The sequence below is a fragment of the Inquilinus sp. genome, assembly GCF_057815775.1.
In genome coordinates, this window is sequence record NZ_JBYRFX010001025.1 from 1 (window position 1) to 2,890 (window position 2,890).

Here is a 2,890-nt window from a genome sequence, read left to right on the forward strand (position 1 = left end):
CGACCTTCGCCGGGTCGTTCTTCTCCACCAGGATGTCGCGGACCGAACTGGCGATCAGCGGTCGCGGCGGCGGTCAGCTCGGCGACGGTGCCGGCGGGCAGGTCCGGTCCGGCCAGCAGCCGCCAGCGGGCCCGGGCCTGCCTCGACAGCGGCCGGGCGGCCAGGGCGGTGCGCAGCAGCTCGGCGCCGACCGCGCCGCCGCCGACCGAAACGACGATCTCGTCGACCCCGTCGCCCGGCGGCGGCTCGCGGGTCGACGGTGCGCCGACATAGCCGGTGTAGCGGATCAGGTCGGCAATCCGGGGGGCGGGGGGGAAGCTGGCCTCGAACGGGATCACCGTCGGGTCGCCATGCACCAGCACCAGGTCGAACAGGGCGCGCGCGGTGTCGGCCATGCTCTCGACCTTCGCCGGGTCGTTCTTCTCCACCAGGATGTCGCGGACCGAACTGGCGATCAGCGGTCGCGGCGTCGCGCCTTCGGCTTCGAGCTGCTGCCGCTGCTGGACGCCGCCCGCCGCGCGACGCCCGAACGGGAAGGTCTCGACCAGCAGGATGTCGGGCTGCAGCTCGGCGTCCAGCAGCACGCGGAATCCGGTGTCGGCGGCGCGGTCGGGGCCGAGCTGCTGCGCACCGCCCTGGCCGCCCGGCCACTGTCCAGCCAGCGCGGAACCCGCTGGCGGCTGCTGGCCGGGCCGGACCTGCCCGCCGGCACTGTCGCCGAACTGACCGCCACCGCGACCGATGGCGTGGTGGTCGAGCCGGCACGGCCGGATTTCCCGGGGCTGCTGGCGCGCTGCCGCCTGTCGATCAGCCAAGCCGGCTACAACACTGTCATGGATGTGGTCCGCGCCGGCTGTCGCGCCGTCTTCGTCCCCTTCGCCGCAGCCGGCGAGACCGAACAGACCCGACGTGCGGAACTTCTGGCCGCCGCCGGCCATTGTCTGGTGGTGCCGGAGCACGGCCTGACGGCGGAGCGGCTGGCACGGGCAGTGGACGACGCCATCGCCGCCCCGGTGCCGGCCCGGGCGACCCTGGCGCTGGATGGAGCCCGGACCACGGCAACCCTCTTGGGCGAGGCCGCGGCCGGAAAGCGGAGCGCCGCGTGAGAATCATCCGGGAGGGCGGGATCGGGGATGCAGGGCTTGCCGCAGCGGCACGGCCTCCGGCTATAGTGCCTCTTTCGTCCGGACCGTCCCCGTTCATGTCTGTGCCCATTCCGTCCCCTGCCCTGCCCACCCCGAGCGAACCCTGGACCGAGCTGCGGACCGAGCTGGACCGGTGGGCCGCCCTTGGCCGCCGGCCGGGCTTCTGGTGGCGTGACGACGACGCGGTGGCGCCGGGCGAGGCGCTGGACCGGCTGCTGGCCCTGGCCGAACGGCATGGCCGCCAGGTCGCCCTTGCCGTCATCCCCGAAGCAGTCGAACCGGCCCTGGCAGAACGCCTGGCCGGCACCAACGCGGCGGTGATCCAGCACGGCTGGGCACATCGGTCGCACGCCCCGGCCGGGGAGAAGAACGTCGAGCTGGGCGACCATCGGCCGGCCGAGGCCGCCCTGGCCGAACTGGCCGAGGGCCGCGCCCGGCTGGAACAGCTGTTCGGTGACCGCTTCCACCCTGTTCTGGCGCCGCCCTGGAACCGCCTCGGCCCCGGCCTGCGCGCCCGGCTGGGCGAGGTCGGCCTGACCGTGCTGTCCGGCTTCGGCCCGCGCGAGGCGGTGCCCGGCCTGCACCTGGTCAACACCCATGCCGACCCGATCGACTGGCGCGGCAGCCGCGGCTTCGCCGGGGTCGAGCGGACGCTGGCGCCGGTCCTGCGGCACCTGGCCGACCGCCGCACCGGCGCCGCCGACCCGGACGAGCCGACCGGGATCCTGACCCATCACCTGGTGCATGATTCGGAGGGCTGGATCTTCCTGGACGCCCTGTTCACGGCGCTCGTCGCCCATCCGGCGACGGACTGGCCGGACGCCGGCACCCTGTTCGGAGCCCGGCCATGACCACCCACCGCTATGCCATGGCCGAGTTGGGTGGCGATTTTGCCCGCGGCGCCGCGGGGCTGGTGCTGACCGGGCTGCCGCTGGTGCTGCTGCCGATGCACTGGATCGTCACCGTCGCCTTCGGCGCGGCGGCGCTGGTGTTCCTGGCCTTCCTGGTCCGCACCTGGCTGCGCCACCGCAGCGTGATCGAGGCCGATGCCCAGGGCATCGTCGCCCACGGCCCGTTGGGCAGCCGCATCGCCTGGCGCGACCTGACCAGTTTCAAGCTGCGCTACTTCTCGGTCCGTCGCGACCGGCAGCGCGGCTGGATGCAGCTGGACCTGCGCGGCGACGGCCGGCGGCTGCGGATCGAATCCACCATCTCCGGCTTCGACGACCTCGCCACGCTGGCGCATGACGCGGCGCTGGCCAAGGGGCTGCCGGTCGACGATGCCAGCCAGGCCAACCTGATGGCGATCGGCGTCCTGGAAGCGAAATCCGGGCTGGCCGAACGCTGGGGTGTCCGGGCTGCAGCCGACGAGGCTGCCACCGACGGCGCCGGGCAATCCGGGGCCCGGGAATGAGCGGGGACGGCCAGCAGCGATGACCGATATCCTCCGCATCCAGGACCTGCATGTCGGCTTCGCCGTTCCCGGCGGAACGCTGGAGGCCGTGCGCGGCGTGTCGATGCGGGTGCCGGCCGGCAAGACCGTCGCCGTGGTCGGCGAAAGCGGCTCCGGCAAATCGGTGCTGTCGCAGGCCGTGTTGGGCATCCTGCCCAGCAACGGCCGGGTCAGCGGCGGCAGCATCCTGTTCTGCGACCCGGACAAGCCGGGCGGCACCGTCGACCTGGCAAAGATGGCGATCGAGGGGCCGGACTACCGTTCCATCCGCGGCGGCCGGATCTCGATGATC

Annotated in this window: 4 protein-coding genes and 1 pseudogene; 4 read left to right on the forward strand and 1 reads right to left on the reverse strand. The window is 73.4% G+C overall.

Annotated elements, in window-relative coordinates; translation table 11 throughout:
* Nucleotides 1-395: pseudogene (locus AC3XYG_RS36630) on the reverse strand (hypothetical protein); the annotation flags it as partial.
* Here AC3XYG_RS36630 and AC3XYG_RS36635 point away from each other — a divergent pair.
* From AC3XYG_RS36635 to AC3XYG_RS36650, 4 genes are all read left to right on the forward strand, one after another.
* Nucleotides 351-1,106 (forward strand): glycosyltransferase, encoded by a 756-nt coding sequence (locus AC3XYG_RS36635; protein WP_489144832.1) that lies wholly within the window; start codon nucleotides 351-353, stop codon nucleotides 1,104-1,106. The pseudogene AC3XYG_RS36630 and the gene AC3XYG_RS36635 overlap by 45 nt on opposite strands.
* A gap of 95 nt (nucleotides 1,107-1,201) precedes the next feature.
* A complete protein-coding gene (locus tag AC3XYG_RS36640; protein WP_489144833.1) occupies nucleotides 1,202-1,996 on the forward strand; it encodes a polysaccharide deacetylase family protein in 795 nt (264 codons plus the stop codon).
* A complete protein-coding gene (locus tag AC3XYG_RS36645) occupies nucleotides 1,993-2,559 on the forward strand; it encodes a hypothetical protein (RefSeq protein ID WP_489144834.1) in 567 nt (188 codons plus the stop codon). Before AC3XYG_RS36640 ends, AC3XYG_RS36645 begins: the two co-directional genes overlap by 4 nt.
* Nucleotides 2,560-2,578: 19 nt before the next feature.
* The coding region (locus AC3XYG_RS36650; protein WP_489144835.1) for an ATP-binding cassette domain-containing protein at nucleotides 2,579-2,890 on the forward strand (312 nt) is incomplete at its 3' end.

Bases quoted from the DNA above. Each gene is read 5' to 3' on its own strand.
- AC3XYG_RS36640 (WP_489144833.1), top strand. From the start codon at position 1,202: ATGTCTGTGCCCATTCCGTCCCCTGCCCTGCCCACCCCGAGCGAACCC.
- AC3XYG_RS36645 (WP_489144834.1), top strand. From the start codon at position 1,993: ATGACCACCCACCGCTATGCCATGGCCGAGTTGGGTGGCGATTTTGCC.
- AC3XYG_RS36635 (WP_489144832.1), top strand. From the start codon at position 351: ATGCACCAGCACCAGGTCGAACAGGGCGCGCGCGGTGTCGGCCATGCT.